General features: G+C 59.6%; 12 protein-coding genes and 2 pseudogenes. 8 read left to right on the top strand and 6 right to left on the bottom strand.

Annotated elements, in window-relative coordinates; genetic code table 11:
• Positions 1-170: 170 nt before the first annotated feature.
• Complete coding sequence (locus tag J5Y21_RS11330; protein WP_210575937.1) at positions 171-752, top strand: NADPH-dependent FMN reductase; 582 nt, start codon at positions 171-173, stop codon at positions 750-752.
• A gap of 288 nt (positions 753-1,040) precedes the next feature.
• On the opposite strand, the gene J5Y21_RS11325 is transcribed toward J5Y21_RS11330, so the two are convergent.
• From J5Y21_RS11325 to infB, 6 genes and pseudogenes are all read right to left on the bottom strand, one after another.
• A complete protein-coding gene (locus J5Y21_RS11325; protein WP_210575962.1) occupies positions 1,041-1,718 on the bottom strand; it encodes a 4'-phosphopantetheinyl transferase superfamily protein in 678 nt (225 codons plus the stop codon).
• Positions 1,715-2,515, bottom strand: coding sequence for a metallophosphoesterase (locus J5Y21_RS11320; protein ID WP_210575936.1), 801 nt, complete (start codon positions 2,513-2,515; stop codon positions 1,715-1,717). Before J5Y21_RS11320 ends, J5Y21_RS11325 begins: the two co-directional genes overlap by 4 nt.
• Positions 2,516-2,525: 10 nt before the next feature.
• Positions 2,526-3,860, bottom strand: a complete 1,335-nt coding sequence (locus J5Y21_RS11315; RefSeq protein ID WP_349236998.1) for an MATE family efflux transporter — start codon at positions 3,858-3,860, stop codon at positions 2,526-2,528.
• The gene (locus J5Y21_RS11310; RefSeq protein ID WP_210575927.1) at positions 3,857-4,849 is read right to left on the bottom strand and encodes a bifunctional oligoribonuclease/PAP phosphatase NrnA; all 993 of its coding nucleotides are present in this window, start codon (positions 4,847-4,849) and stop codon (positions 3,857-3,859) included. Before J5Y21_RS11310 ends, J5Y21_RS11315 begins: the two co-directional genes overlap by 4 nt.
• Positions 4,850-5,284, bottom strand: a complete 435-nt coding sequence (gene rbfA / locus J5Y21_RS11305) for a 30S ribosome-binding factor RbfA (protein WP_210575924.1) — start codon at positions 5,282-5,284, stop codon at positions 4,850-4,852.
• Positions 5,285-5,414: 130 nt separating this feature from the next.
• Positions 5,415-7,361, bottom strand: a pseudogene (gene infB, locus J5Y21_RS11300) (translation initiation factor IF-2); the annotation flags it as partial.
• A 244-nt stretch (positions 7,362-7,605) separates the two neighbouring features.
• Between infB and J5Y21_RS11850 the strand changes: the two are divergent.
• From J5Y21_RS11850 to J5Y21_RS11265, 7 genes and pseudogenes are all read left to right on the top strand, one after another.
• On the top strand, positions 7,606-7,812 hold the full coding sequence (locus J5Y21_RS11850; protein ID WP_246875193.1) for a FeoA family protein: 207 nt from the start codon (positions 7,606-7,608) through the stop codon (positions 7,810-7,812).
• 116 nt (positions 7,813-7,928) lie between these two features.
• Positions 7,929-8,378, top strand: a complete 450-nt coding sequence (gene nrdI, locus J5Y21_RS11290; protein ID WP_282597891.1) for a class Ib ribonucleoside-diphosphate reductase assembly flavoprotein NrdI — start codon at positions 7,929-7,931, stop codon at positions 8,376-8,378.
• Positions 8,379-8,445: 67 nt separating this feature from the next.
• The gene (nrdE, locus tag J5Y21_RS11285) at positions 8,446-10,641 is read left to right on the top strand and encodes a class 1b ribonucleoside-diphosphate reductase subunit alpha (protein WP_210575951.1); all 2,196 of its coding nucleotides are present in this window, start codon (positions 8,446-8,448) and stop codon (positions 10,639-10,641) included.
• A gap of 51 nt (positions 10,642-10,692) precedes the next feature.
• A complete protein-coding gene (gene nrdF, locus J5Y21_RS11280; protein WP_210575918.1) occupies positions 10,693-11,718 on the top strand; it encodes a class 1b ribonucleoside-diphosphate reductase subunit beta in 1,026 nt (341 codons plus the stop codon).
• Positions 11,699-11,974 carry a hypothetical protein gene (locus tag J5Y21_RS11275; protein ID WP_210575964.1) on the top strand — a complete coding sequence of 92 codons (276 nt, stop codon included), beginning with the start codon at positions 11,699-11,701 and terminating at the stop codon, positions 11,972-11,974. The genes nrdF and J5Y21_RS11275 overlap by 20 nt, the downstream gene beginning before the upstream one ends.
• A gap of 192 nt (positions 11,975-12,166) precedes the next feature.
• Positions 12,167-13,419 (top strand): IS3 family transposase gene (locus J5Y21_RS11270; RefSeq protein ID WP_210575914.1). Its coding sequence is split into 2 segments (ribosomal slippage): positions 12,167-12,449 and positions 12,449-13,419, totalling 1,254 coding nucleotides; the frame shifts between segments, so codons are not numbered across the junction.
• A gap of 35 nt (positions 13,420-13,454) precedes the next feature.
• Positions 13,455-13,781 (top strand): annotated as a pseudogene (locus tag J5Y21_RS11265) (transposase); the annotation flags it as partial.
• Positions 13,782-13,821: the final 40 nt, after the last annotated feature.

The following is a 13,821-nucleotide window of genomic DNA, read 5'->3' as shown; positions in this document are numbered from 1 at the left end:
CTATATTGAAGGAGCGAAAGCCACCGGATGGAAACAAGCCATCAACCAACTAGCCGTGGCTTACCCTGACCGATTCGCGGACTACTTGTAAACCAAGCCCCCGCACACAAACAATCGGACACTCTCCTTGACCACACTCCCCTACACCCAGATAAGAAGAAAGGTCTACCATGACTACCCCACGTATTAGTGTTATCGTCGGCAGCCTGCGCCGCGGGTCATTTGCGCGCAAGATTGCACACGAAGTGCTCACAATGATCCCTGAAAACTACCAGGCAGACATCGTTGAAATCCGTGACTTGCCGCTCTATGACTTCGACTACGATGATCCCTCGGTCACGGACAAGCCGATTCCGGCTGAGTACACCACCTTCCGCGACACCATCAAATCCTCGAGCGGGATCCTCTTTATTACCCCAGAAAATAACCGCACTATCCCCGCCTGCCTCAAGAACGCAGTGGACATCGGTTCTAAGCCCAACTCAGATGTGGCTTGGAGGAACCTTCCCGCAGGTATCATTAGCCATTCTGTAGGCCGGATGGGCGGCTACAGTTCACAGAAGAACCTCCGCCTCGCTCTGTCCTATTTCGACATGCCACTTCCTGGGCAGCCCGAAGTATTCCTTGGCCAATCTCCCACCCTTTTCGAAGACTCCGGTCATCTCAACGAACGCACCGCAAGCTTTGTCAAAGACTACGTTATGCGCTTCCTGCAGTTGGTCGACGTGGCCTTAACAACCAAGCACAACTAGCTACGGCGAAGTAAGCCCCGGCCAGCACCCACACGCCCTCTACGAAGTTCTTGAAGACTTCTAGAGGGCTTTAGCCAAGACACAAACCCCGGATTCACACTCATTGTTGAGTTACCTGAATCCGGGGTTTCGGTCGCCATCGGCGACACACATGTAAAAGGCCCAGCGCACGCACGCGGTTGCGTCCCATAGTGTGGTGTAACCGTGGCCGCCAGCAAGCGACCAAGCTGTTGATGTTGGTGCGGATGAAACCACGATACGTGGCTGAACAGGGTTTGAATTACCAGTTCATGCTGGGGTAAGGCGCTTGTGCGCCGGCACGAACGTCGATGCACAGACGTAGCCGTCGCGCACCACCCAGCGCCCGCGGATGTACGGCACAGGCGTCGGCCGGACGAGTAGGTAGGAGATGAAAGTTCCGTCGGGGCGGATCTCGATCTCGGCGTCCTCGAAGCCCAGCCACCGCAGCGTGATCGGGAACCACGCCTTGTAGGTGGCCTCCTTAGCACAGAACAGCAAGCGGTCGGCCCAGTCGTTGCCCGCGGCCTTTTGCACGTCGACCCAGTGCCGCTCCGGCGACCGGGTGATCTGGTCGAGCACGCCCTCCGGCAGCGGCTCGGCGGGTTCCGCGTCGATGCCCACCGAACGTAGCGCGTCCGTCGGCGCCGCCACTGCGATACGCAACCCGTCGGTGTGGGTCAGTGAACCCGTGTAGCCCTCCGGCCACAGCGGCATCCCCTTCTCCCCTTTCAGGATCGCGCTTTCGGATTCCATCCCCAGCTCCTCCAGCGCACGGTGGGCGCACCAGCGCGCGTCGCCGAATTCGCCTTTGCGGTTGTCCACCGCGCGGCTGACCACCACACGCTCGGCCGGGTGCAGCTCGTTGTAATTCGTCAGGTCACCATTGGAATCCGTGCGCATGAACACCACGCGCGCGGGAGCAGGAAAGAGCTTTTCGACGATCACCGCTCCACCTCCATCACCGGATACGGCCATGCCGGTGGATTTTTCCTGCGCCTCCACTCGTCGGGGTACCCCAATGAGACTTCGACGTGGTCCACCCCGTCGATTGTCTGCACGCCGGGCATGTGCAGGTGCCCGTAGATGACGGCCTGAGCGTTGTACCGCGTCGCCCACCCCCTGGTGTGCCGGGTGCCGCACCACAGGGCAGCTTCGCGCCACCACATCTTGTCGGTCGGTTCCTGCACGAGGGGCCAGTGATTGATGAGGATCGTCGGGCCGTCGATACGCGAGAGCCGCCGCGTCGAATACGCCAGCCGGTCCCAGCACCAAGCGCGGATATCCGTGAACGGCGCGATGGCCACCTCGTCGGTGAACACGACCTCGTTCTTCTTCGCCGCGGCGAGCGCCTCCTCCACCGTTAAGGTGGGCGGACGGAACGAATAGTCGTAGAGCGTGAAAAGCGGCACGATGGTCACCCCGCCGAAGACCGGGTACGGATCCTCCGGCGTGATGACTCCGAGGCCGCGCAGCCGGTTGACCAGGTCGGTGTATTTCTCACGGCCTTTGTAGCGGTCCGTGCCGCGGGCGAAGAGTTCGTGGTTTCCCGGTACCCAGATCACCGTGTCGAAACGCTGCGTCAGCTTCGCCATGACCTGGACGACTAACTCCGTGCGCTCGGCGACATCGCCGGCGACAATCAGCCAGTCGGACGGGTCCGCCGGCACAATGTCATCGACGCGCGGACGGTTGGCCTTCACAGCGGCGTGAAGGTCCGAAACGGCCCACAGTGTCGTAGTCATGTCTTCCTTTTTAGTCTTCCGGCGTATCGATTTTCGCCCACCGCATGGAGTAGAAACGCCACACATCACCCACCAGACGCAGCACCACCATCGCGGTCAGGCCGCACCAGATACCGGCCAAACCGGTCTCAGCCCAGTATGCGATGGCGATGCCCGGCAGGAAGCCGAGCAGCACCGAACCGAGGGTGAGGGTGCGCAAGAACGCCGCATCCCCCGCGCCCAGCAACACGCCGTCGAGCGCGAACAGGACACCGCCTGCAGCGATCATCGCGATGAGCAGCCACCACGGCACCGCCATCGCGCCCAGAACCGCCTCATCGGTGGTGAACAGCCGGCGGATGAACGGTCCGCCGATGGCGAAGACACCCGCCAATGTGAGTGCGAACCACAGCGACAGGCGGGTGGCTTTCTCGCCGACGGCGCGGGCATCGTCGATACGCCCCGTCCCCAACGCCGAGCCCGTGAGCGTCTGCGCCGCAATCGCCAGCGAGTCGAGCACGAGCGTCAGGAAATTCCACAGTTGCAGCATCACCTGGTGCGCCGCCAGCGCGGCGACACTCACCCGGCCTGCCACCGCCGCCGCGGACACGAAAGCGACCTGGAACGACAACGACCGCAGAATCAGATCCCGGCCGAGCACCAGCTGCCGGGCGATGACTTTTCCGTCCGGCTTCCACGACCCCTTGTGAACGTGAATCAGCGCGCCCAAAAACCCTGCCGCGGTCAGCCCCATGCCGATGACATTGGCCACCGCTGAACCGACCAGACCGAACCGAGCCACCAAAAATGGCAGTGCCGCCGCCCCGGGAATCAGGCCGCACAGCGTCAGATAGAACGGCAGCTTGGTGTTCTGTATCCCACGCAACCACCCGTTGCCAGCCATGATGATCAGCGTCAGGGGAATCGCCAGCGCTGCCACGCGCATCCAACGCACCGCCATGTCGGCCGTAGCCGGATCGTTGGTGAGAAACAGCGCGATCGGGTGCGCAAAAATCCATACCAAGGAAGCGAGCAGCAATCCGACGCCGAGCGCCACCCACGTGGCCTGGACACCCTCTGCAATGGCACGCTGCGTCTTCCCGGCCCCGTAGAACCGTGCCGATCGGGCAGTCGTGCCATAGGACAGGAACGTCAACTGAGTCGTCACCGTCGACTGCACCGTGGCACCCGCCGCCAACGCAGCCAGTTCGCCGGCGCCCAACCGGCCGATCACCGCGGTGTCCAACAGCAGGTACAGCGGATTCGCAGCGAGCACACCGAGCGCCGGCAACGCGAGCGCCAGAACGCGGCGCAGCGTCACCGTGGTGTCGATAGGTGTCTGAGAAGTCGTGTCGGTGTCCGTCACAGCGCCGAGGCCATCTCCTCAACGGTGCGGCGCAGCGCCTCGATCCCGTCGTCGACCGGCCCCGCCACGGAATACCCGGCCGCCGGGACATGCCCGCCACCTCCGTGCGCAGCCGCGACTTCCGCGACATTCACCACCGTCGAGCGCAGCGACACCGACCAGTAACCGGGGTGGATTTCCTTGAACACCACACCGATATCGCTGCCTGTCAAAGCGCGCGAATACTCGATGATGGACTCCACAGCGGTCTGGTTCATGCCGGATAGATGGCTGTCGTCGATGCGCAGCACGGACATGGTCAGCGTGCCGGCGGCGAGCGTTTGCATGCCAGCCATGACCTCGCCCATGAGCTTCAGGTCCTCGGCCGAGACCGCGTCCATCAAGTCCATGCCCGCCTGCCGCGGCTCCACACCGTTGTCGAGCAGCTCGGCGGCCAGACGGTGCATGCGCGGAGTGCCCCAGCGGAAGCTGCCGGTGTCGGTGACCAGGCCTGCGTACAGGCAGTACGCGATGTCCGGGGTCAGCTCGACGCCCAGGTAGTGCATGAGCTCGCGGATGATCACCGTCGTCGACTCCGACGGAAGAATCAGGTTCATGCCGCCGAAACCCGGGTTGGACGCGTGGTGGTCGATCACGATTACGCGCGACGGATCCGCCTCCAACGCCGGGCGCAGACGCCCAGTGCGGTCCAGCGACGCGCAGTCGGTGGTGACCACCAGTCCGTCTTCGGGCAGTTCGTCGCCGAGAATGACCTCGTTCACACCAGGGATCGTGGAGAGATTTTCCGGCCACGGCGAATTCTGCCCGATACGCACATCCACCGTGACGCCGAGCGTGCGCAACGACAAAGCCAGAGCCGAGGCCGAACCAACGGCATCTGCATCGGGACGGATGTGTGTGACCACATGCACTTTCTCAGCGTCTTTCAGACGCGCCGCCACGGCCGCGAATTCGCCCTCCCCGGGCGCGAAGAGATGGTTGGCCGCCATCTATTCGTCCCTCGTCTTGTACGGATCAGCGTCACCCGCCGGTGTGGCGTTCTTCTTCAGCTCCGCGAGCTCTTCGTCGCGGGCCCGGGCGCGCGCCAGCAGCTCTTCCATGCGTGCCGACGCCTCCGGCACCGTATCCACCTCGAAGCTCAGCGTCGGGGTGAACCGGACACCCAGCTCATCGCCCATGATCTTGCGGAGCTGGCCGCGGGCGCGGTGCAGCGCCTCGGCGGCCTGGTCCAGGTCGGGCTCGTCATCGATGTCTGCGCCGCGGACCGTGTAAAACACAGTCGCATCGTGCAGGTCGCCGGTGACGCGGACATCCGTGACGGTCACCAGCTCCAGACGGCGGTCCTTGATCTGGCGCTCGATGGCGCTGGCCACGATTGTCTGAATCCGCTTGGCCAAACGCTGCGCGCGAGTGTTATCAGCCACAGTGATTCCCCTTCCTGCTCTCCAAAATCAGCTTCCCTAGTGTAGCGCCCCTCACCAACACCCACGCCCCGCGGGCGTGGAAGCCAGCGGGGCGTGGGTGAAACGGAGCCGTCGATAAGCGGCGTGTGCGTTAGGAACGCGGAACCTCGACCATCTCGTAGACCTGGATCTCGTCGTCGACCTGGATGTCCGGGTAGGACAGCACCATGCCGCACTCGTAACCCTTGTCCACCTCGGTGACGTCGTCCTTCTCGCGGCGGAGCGAATCGATCGTCGCATCCGGCGTGACCACGTTGCCGTCGCGCACGAGGCGAACCTTCGACCCGCGCTTGACCTTGCCGGACGTGACCATGCAGCCCGCGATGAGGCCGACAGCGGATGCCTTGAAGATCTGGCGGATCTCCGCGGTACCGAGGTCGCGCTCTTCGTAGATGGGCTTGAGCATGCCCTTGAGCGCTGCCTCCATCTCGTCGATGACCTGGTAGATCACCGAGTAGTAGCGGATCTCCACGCCCTCCTCGTTGGCTTCCTCCGTGGCCTTGCCCTCGGAACGGACGTTGAAGGCGATGATCACCGCGTCGGAAGCCGCAGCCAGCGACACGTTGGTCTGGGTCACAGCACCGACGCCGCGGTCGATGATGTTGACCTGCACCTCGTCGTCCACCTCGATCTTGAGCAGCGCCTCCTCGAGGGCCTCCACCGAACCGGCGTTGTCGCCCTTGAGGATGAGGTTGAGCGTGCTGGTCTCCTTGAGCGCCTGATCCAGGTTCTCCAGGGAGACACGCTTCTTCTTGCGCGCCTGCATCGCGGCGCGCTGGCGCGCGTCACGCTGCGCAGCGATCTGGCGCGCCACGCGGTCGTCCTCGACCACGAGCAGGTTGTCGCCCGGGCCCGGGACACCGTTGAGGCCCTGGACCTGAACCGGGCAGGACGGGCCTGCCTCTTCGACGTCGTTGCCCCACTCGTCGATCATGCGGCGCACGCGACCGAAATTGCCACCGACGACGATGGAATCGCCGACGCGCAGCGTACCGCGCTGAACGATGACCGTGGAGACCGGGCCGCGGCCGCGGTCCAGATGGGACTCGATGGCCAGACCCTGAGCGTCCATGTCCGGGTTCGCCGTCAGCTCAAGTGCGGCATCTGCGGTGAGCAGGACTGCCTCGAGCAGGTCGTCGATACCGGTGCCCTGCTTAGCGGAGATGTCGATGAACATCGTGTCGCCGCCGTACTCCTCCGGAACAAGGTCGTACTCGGTCAGCTGACCGCGGATCTTGTCCGGCTGAGCCTCCGGCTTATCCACCTTGTTCACGGCGACCACGATCGGCAGCTCCGCCGCCTTGGCGTGGTTGATCGCCTCAACGGTCTGCGGCATCACGCCGTCGTCCGCCGCCACAACGAGGATGGCAAGGTCGGTCGACTTGGCACCGCGGGCACGCATAGCGGTAAACGCCTCGTGACCCGGGGTATCCAGGAACGTGATCTTGCGCGGCTCGTCGTCCAGGGTGACCTCGGTCTGGTACGCGCCGATGCCCTGGGTAATGCCGCCGGCCTCGCCGCGACCCACGTTCGCGTTGCGGATCGAGTCCAACAGTCGCGTCTTACCGTGGTCGACGTGACCCATGACGGACACCACCGGCGGGCGCTGCTCGAGGGCCTCTTCGCCGCCCTCGTCCTCGCCGAACTGGAGGTCGAAGGACTCGAGCAGCTCGCGGTCCTCGTCCTCCGGCGAGACGATCTGCACCTCGTAGTTGATCTCGGCGCCCAGCAGCTGCAGCGTCTCCTCGGAGACAGACTGCGTCGCCGTCACCATCTCGCCCAGGTTGAACAGCGCCTGGACGAGGTTCGATGCCTCGGTGCCGATTTTCTCGGCCAGGTCGGACAGGGTCGCGCCCTGACGCAGACGCACGGTCTTGCCACCGCCATCCGGCAGACGGACGCCGCCCACGACGTTCGGTGCGTGCATCTCCTCGTACTCGTGGCGCTTCTGACGCTTGGACTTACGTCCCTTGCCAGGTGCGCCACCCGGACGACCGAATGCGCCAGCGGTGCCGCCGCGACGACCGCCGCGACCGCGGCACTCGGGTATAAGAGACAGAGACCACCCCTTCTGGTGCGAGAACGTCACGTCCTTCCGCNTTGGATGAAGCGCCGTCAGCAAGCTCCTCAAAGTACAGACGCACCGCCCGCTGGCGGGTCTCCTGGTCGTAGGGGCTGATAGCCATGATGTTCCTCCTGTGTTACATCATGCCCTCTCACCAACCCAGGCCGGTTTAATCCCCAGTGCGCACCGTCTCACCGACAGCGGTGCACAACCGCAGATGACCGTGGAACGCATTTCTGATTCCGACCCACAATTGCTGGCCTTCCTTGAAGAGCACGGCATCGTCACCGGAGCTGTTCTAACCACGCGCGAAGGAGCGCCCTTTTCAGAATCGCTCGAAGTACAGGTAGCCGGTAGCACTAAGTGGGTAGTACTTGGGCGCCCCGCTACCGACGCAGTGTTCGTAGCGCGCCACAGCCTGTAGCCCTTCCCCTTTTTATAAATCATACCTCTACCTGCTCTTTTCAAAACTTCGTTCCGACGTAGTTTGAAACTACGGCATGACGTAGTTAGTCTTTTTGATCATCACCTATCCCACTTATGGTTAATGCCAGAATGAGCAGGAGTGCCGTGTCAGACTCACCAGATTTGGTGTACTTTTCCAGCGTTTCTGAGAACACAAAGAGATTCGTAGAACGCTTAGATAGACCCGCGGTGCGCATTCCACTGCGGCCCAAGAAAACCGGAATGATCCAGGTTTCACACCCGTACGTACTCATCGTTCCCACCTACGGCGGTGGCTCGCTCAAACGCGCAGTCCCCAAACAGGTCATCGACTTCCTCAATGAGCCAATCAACCGTTCCTTTATCCGGGGCGTTATTACCTCAGGGAATACCAACTTCGGAAGCGCTTACTGCGTCGCCGGCCGCATCATTTCTGCCAAGTGCCAGGTTCCTGAGCTGTACCACTTCGAGCTACTCGGCACACAGAAGGACGTTGCCGCGGTAAAGCAGGGCCTTCACAAGTTTTGGGAGCAGCAAAGCAACTAACAGTTACACCCCATTTATCCCTCACAAGATGAAGACCACATCCACAACACACAGATTGGAAACCACAATGCCACCCCTAGAGGCCACCCCCACACAGCAAATCGGCACTACACCCCGCACCGCTTCAGCAGACGATGCCGGCGGTATCGGCAAGCGCAAGAGCTACCACGCACTCAACGCGCAGCTGAACCTATTCGACGCTTCTGGAAGAATCCAGTTCGACAAGGATATTCAGGCAGCACAGGACTACATCGCCCACCATGTCACTCCCCGCATGCATCAGTTTGATTCCACCAAGCAACGCTTGGAGTGGTTGGTTAATAACGAGTACTACGAGCAGGAATTTCTTGAGCTTTATGATGACGATTTTCTGCACACCATGTACGACAAAGCGCACCGAGCCAAGCATCAGTTCCGCACCTTCCTCGGCGCATTTAAGTTCTTCACTTCATATGCACTGAAAACCTTTGATGGCTCGCGATTTCTTGAAGGCTATGAAGAACGCGTCACCACCACAGCTTTATACCTTGCACAGGGCGACGAAGAGCTCGCAGAAAAGCTGGTGGATGACATCATGACCGGACGCTTCCAGCCCGCCACCCCGACTTTTCTCAACGCAGGAAAAGCCCAGCGCGGCGAAATGGTCTCCTGCTTCCTCCTGCGAATTGAAGACAATTTGGAAAGCATAGGCCGCAGCGTGAACTCGGCACTGCAACTTTCAAAGCGCGGCGGTGGCGTGGCCTTGTTACTGAGCAATCTGCGCGAATCCGGAGCCCCAATCAAAAAGATTGAAAACCAAGCTTCCGGCGTAGTCCCAGTCATGAAAATTCTCGAAGATAGTTTCAGCTATGCCAACCAGTTGGGAGCTCGGCAGGGCGCTGGAGCCGTTTATCTGCATGCTCACCACCCAGATATTCTTCGCTTCTTGGATACCAAGCGGGAAAATGCCGACGAAAAAGTTCGCATCAAGACTCTTTCGCTGGGGGTTGTTATTCCAGATATAACCTTCCGGCTGGCCAAAGAAAACAAGGATATGCATCTTTTTAGCCCGTATGACATCGCTCGCGAGTACGGAGTAGCCATGTCTGACATGTCTATCACCAAGAATTACGACGAGTTGGTTTCCAATCCGCGAATTTCTCATACGACCATCAACGCCCGCGAGTTTTTCACCACACTGGCTGAGCTTCAGTTTGAATCTGGGTACCCCTACATACTCTTTGAGGATACGGTCAACCGCGCTAATCCCCTCAAAGGACATATCAATATGTCCAATCTGTGTAGTGAAATCCTCCAGGTCAACACGCCATCCACCTACGGCGCTTCAGGTGACTACACCACCGTTGGCCAGGACATTTCCTGCAACCTAGGGTCGCTCAACATCGCTAAAGCTTTTGAATCACCGGACTTTGGAAAAACTGTTGAAACCGCGGTGCGCGCTCTCACGAAGGTTTCAGACCTAACAAATATCGAAGCTGTTCCTTCCATCGCTCACGGTAATGCATCCATGCATGCCATCGGGTTGGGTCAAATGAATCTTCACGGTTTCCTGGCTTCCAAGCGTATTCCTTATGGCTGCGCCGAGGCACTGGACTTTACAAATATTTATTTCCTCACGGTGACCTACCATGCGCTACGCGCATCCCATGCACTCGCGGTTGAAAAAGGTCAACGATTCACAGGCTTCGAAGAATCCACCTATGCCACTGGCGCCTACTTTGACAAATACATCGACCAAGACTGGGCGCCAGCCACTGAACACGTAAAACAGCTCTTCCACGAAGCAGGCGTGCAGATCCCCCAACGCGAGGATTGGCTACGGCTCAAGAATCAAGTGATGCAAGACGGTATCTACAACGCCTACCTGCAGGCAGTTCCGCCCACTGGATCAATTTCCTACATCAATGACTCCACCGCGTCCATCCACCCAATTGCCTCCAAGATTGAAATCCGCAAGGAAGGACGCCTGGGGCGTGTGTACTACCCCGCACCGGAAATGACCAACGACAACCTGGAGTATTTCGATGACTCCTACGCCGTGGGTTACGAAAAGATCATTGATACCTACGCCATGGCCACGCAGCACGTAGACCAAGGGCTTTCACTGACCTTGTTCTTTACTGCTGATACCACTACGCGGGACATCAACAGGGCACAAATATACGCCTGGAAAGCCGGAATCAAGACCTTGTACTACATCCGTTTACGCCAATCCGCGCTCCAAGGAACCGAGGTCGAAGGATGCGTCTCCTGCGCTTTGTAGGAACACGGTCCTCCTTTTATATCCAACCATCTATCCAGAAAGAGAGAAGCTATGCCTTCAACATCGAACACAGCAGAGCTAACCAGCATCTCAGTCACGCCGCCGAGCTACCGGCATGATCCTTCAGCCCGCATCCGCGCCATCAATTGGAACCGGGTGAGCGATGAAAAGGATCTTGAAGTGTGGAACCGTCTCACCGCAAACTTCTGGCTACCGGAGAAAGTTCCGCTTTCTAATGATCTCCCGGCTTGGCAGAAGATGACACCGGAGGAACGCAACCTCACCATGCGGGTGTTCACAGGACTCACCACTCTGGATACCGTCCAGGCAACTGTCGGCGAAATCTGTCAGATTCAAGATGCCCGCACCGAACACGAAGAAGCCGTGTATACCAACATCGCTTTCATGCAATCAGTCCATGCCCGTTCTTACTCTTCAGTGTTTTCTACCCTGAGCAGTACAAAAGAAATTGATGAAGCATACCGCTGGGCGGTGAATAACGACCTTCTCCAGGCACGCGCCAAGAAAGTGCTCGCGCACTATTTTGGGCCGGATCCACTCAAACGCAAGGTGTCATCGACGCTGCTTTCCTCGCTGCTTCTCTACGCGGGTTTCTATCTTCCCTTGCACTTTTCTGTCCACGCCACCCTGACAAATACGGCAGACATGATTCGCCTCATTCTGCGTGACAAGGCAGTGCACGGCTACTACTCGGGTTACAAATATCAGCGCGGTCTGGAATCCACGACCCCGCTACGGCAGAAGGAGATGCATGATTTCACCATTTCTTTGCTCGAAGAGCTTTATGCACTAGAGCTGGACTATTCCGGCGAGCTATATGAGCCTTTGGGGCTCATGGACGATGTAGCCGTATTCGTTCGCTATAACGCAAATAAGGCACTCATGAATTTGGGCTACCCGGACTACTTCCCGCCTGAGGAAACGGAAGTGAACCCGGAAATCCTCGCCGCCCTAGCACCTGGAGCAGATGAGAACCATGACTTCTTCTCCGGCTCCGGTTCCTCCTATGTCATTGGCACCGCTGTAGAAACGAGTGATGATGACTGGGATTTCTAAACCGTTTCCACGACCAGACCAAGGAAGCTGGCTTGAGACCATCGCGCTGTTTGAAGCCATCCGCGAAGGAAACGAACCCGCAGCTATGCGGCTGTTGACTACATCCACCGCACGGGAGGCCGTTCTCGGCGGACTATTAAGACTCATCGAACTGTACTTCCGCCATGAAGAAGAGGACAAAGTGGATGGCTTCCTTAATGCTGCTCACGCCGCCGGCCTGCCACCGGCTTTTGGTTGCAAGCCTTTTCTCCCTTGACCAGGGAGTGTCAGGAAGTTTGTGTGTGAGGCTCTGATCTAGAAGGAGTTTCACCGATAATGACTACGGTGTCACCGAAGAAAAGCCATGACCCGGCGAGGGTCAACGAGATCAGCGAGAAGCTGATGGAAAATCCTGAGNTAAACCGGCCTGGGTTGGTGAGAGGGCATGATGTAACACAGGAGGAACATCATGGCTATCAGCCCCTACGACCAGGAGACCCGCCAGCGGGCGGTGCGTCTGTACTTTGAGGAGCTTGCTGACGGCGCTTCATCCAAGGCAGCTGCACTACGCGCTGTCGAAGCTGTCATCGGCATCAAAACATCTACTATCCGCAACTGGGTACGCGCAGAAGAGAAAAAGGTTCACGTCGCCGTCGAGCAATCCGACGCCGAGAAAGACGCGGAACTTTCGGTACTGCGCAAAGAAAATGCCCGGCTCAAAGAAGCCAACGAGATCCTGAAGCTGGCCTCAGCTTTTTTCGCCCAGGCGGAGCTCGACCGCAAACTGAAGTGATTGTGGACTTTCTCCGCATTCACCGGCAGCTGTATTCCATCGAGCGGATGTGCCGCGTGCTCAACGAGCATGAATACGCTATTTCACCAGCAACGTTCTACCGCTTCCAAGCGCGTGGTTTCGGGCCTACCCCTGCCGAGCTGGACGAGGCTTACACCGCGCACCGGCTCTTTGAGCTGTGGCGGGCTAATCGGCGGGTCTACGGGCGACGAAAACTATGGAAAGCCGCCCAACGGGCAGGCTGGAACATCGGCCGTGACCAGGTGCAGCGCCTCATGAATATCCTTGGAATCGCGGGTGTACTTAGACGCAAGACCACACGTACCACCGTTGCTGATCCCTCCGCCGAGCGTTTCCCAGATCGTATTCAACGGGCCTGGTCGCAGGCGCAGCGCCCCAATCAGTGGTGGGTCGCGGATTTCACGTATGTGCACACCAGCTGCGGTTTCAGCTACGTGGCTTTTGTCACCGACGTGTTCACCCGTGAGATCCTGGCGTATGTCGTAGACACCCGAGCCACGAAATCTTTGATCATCCGTGCGCTGCGACAGGCACTGGCGCTACGCCAGCGCCAGGACCCGTACTTTGAGTCGGCCGGGGTGATCCATCACTCGGATGCGGGCTCACAGTACACCTCCGCAGATCTCCGCCGGCTGCTGGCCGTCCACCAGATGGACGGATCTATCGGCACCGTCGGCGACGCCTACGACAACGGTCTGATGGAGTCAACGATCGGGCTGTACAAGTCTGAGCTCATTGATTTCGAGGCAGGGACGTGGGCGGACTGGGGTGAGGTGGAACGCGCCACAGCCGGATGGGTCCACTGGTATAATCACGAGCGGTTGCATTCCTCGCTCGGGCATATCCCGCCGATCGAGCACTACACCAACTACCAACGAGAACACTACGCAGGCCTTCACGCCGCGTAACACGCCACTCTCAAAAATTCAGGCCGATTCAGTTCTACCAGGACGTGATCCAGGCCTACGGGCACCCGAACAAATCGGAGGGCAAGAAGTTGATGGAACGGATCATCAACACCCTGCGTAAGGGCGTGCCGAAAGGTCTGAAGGAGTTGGCCCGGCTGGGTCGGACGTTGTGGCGTCGGCTCGAGGATATGCTGGCTTACTTCAACATCGGGGCGTCCAACGGGCCGGTCGAGGCCATCAATGGCCGGCTAGAGCGTCTACGGGGGACCGCCCTGGGGTTCCGCAACCTCGAGCACTACATCTTGCGGTGCCTGTTTTACTCCGGGCAGCTGCACACCCGGATCAATGCACTCAAATCATGAAGAGCCCGTTATGCGAAAGCGGCAGGGTGCCTCCCCGCCG

The organism is Corynebacterium sp. Marseille-P3884 (genome assembly GCF_017942225.1).
GTDB lineage: Bacteria > Actinomycetota > Actinomycetes > Mycobacteriales > Mycobacteriaceae > Corynebacterium.
This window is presented reverse-complemented; position numbering and strand designations above follow the sequence as displayed.

Excerpts from the sequence above, each read along its gene's own strand:
- J5Y21_RS11330 (WP_210575937.1), top strand. The coding sequence starts at position 171 with ATGACTACCCCACGTATTAGTGTTATCGTCGGCAGCCTGCGCCGCGGG.
- J5Y21_RS11320 (WP_210575936.1), bottom strand. The coding sequence starts at position 2,515 with ATGACTACGACACTGTGGGCCGTTTCGGACCTTCACGCCGCTGTGAAG.
- J5Y21_RS11310 (WP_210575927.1), bottom strand. The coding sequence starts at position 4,849 with ATGGCGGCCAACCATCTCTTCGCGCCCGGGGAGGGCGAATTCGCGGCC.
- J5Y21_RS11850 (WP_246875193.1), top strand. The coding sequence starts at position 7,606 with ATGACCGTGGAACGCATTTCTGATTCCGACCCACAATTGCTGGCCTTC.
- nrdI (WP_282597891.1), top strand. The coding sequence starts at position 7,929 with ATGGTTAATGCCAGAATGAGCAGGAGTGCCGTGTCAGACTCACCAGAT.
- nrdE (WP_210575951.1), top strand. The coding sequence starts at position 8,446 with ATGCCACCCCTAGAGGCCACCCCCACACAGCAAATCGGCACTACACCC.
- nrdF (WP_210575918.1), top strand. The coding sequence starts at position 10,693 with ATGCCTTCAACATCGAACACAGCAGAGCTAACCAGCATCTCAGTCACG.
- J5Y21_RS11275 (WP_210575964.1), top strand. The coding sequence starts at position 11,699 with ATGATGACTGGGATTTCTAAACCGTTTCCACGACCAGACCAAGGAAGC.